Source organism: Dellaglioa sp. CoH-57-MRSF-20 (genome assembly GCF_056781955.1).
In genome coordinates this window covers 1-517 of the sequence record NZ_JBXAXV010000085.1, presented here as the reverse complement: position 1 = coordinate 517, position 517 = coordinate 1, and the positions used below count along the sequence as shown (strand labels likewise).

2 protein-coding genes are annotated in these 517 nt (G+C 54.4%); both read left to right on the top strand.

Annotation, left to right across the window (positions count from 1 at the left end):
• Positions 1 to 320 (top strand): hypothetical protein (locus AC1RPN_RS08240; protein ID WP_481763723.1); only part of this gene is annotated, 320 nt, incomplete at its 5' end.
• A gap of 12 nt (positions 321 to 332) precedes the next feature.
• Positions 333 to 517, top strand: a 185-nt coding sequence (locus AC1RPN_RS08235; protein WP_481763722.1) for a hypothetical protein, incomplete at its 3' end; no start/stop codon positions are given.

Below are 517 nucleotides of genomic sequence, written 5' to 3'. Positions count from 1 at the left end.
GGGTTGGAGCAGTATCCGAAAAAGCAGATGACGTTCTTTACCTTCCGATCACCGAGTGCGCAGGTAATAACACGCGTCCTCTGGGGTTTGCATTTCAGCTAGTTGGGTCTGGTAGCGCCACTGTCCAGTTCACGCTGCAAAATGCAGGTCTGGCTTGTGATCCAGACCCAGCCGTGCAGGCCGCTGTGAAATGGGTAGACGGGCCAACACCTATTACCCTCACCGGAAACGGGCCGATAGTTCAATCGGATATGCCGTTCTCCGCACTAAAGGTAACTTTCGCTTCGAAGGGCACCGAGTTTTACGTCGTATCCAAATAATAAGGAGTGCGTATGAAACCAATCATGCCGCGCTCGTTCAGCAACGCGACTGCACCACGTCAGCGTGCAGTTGCGGACGTGCCTCCGGCAATTGAACCGGAGGACGCCCAGCAACAAGCGCTTCAGACTCAGCATGTTGACAACGTGAGTCGAACCGAAGATGCTGTTGACGCGGAAAAAGATCAGGGCCTCGTGTC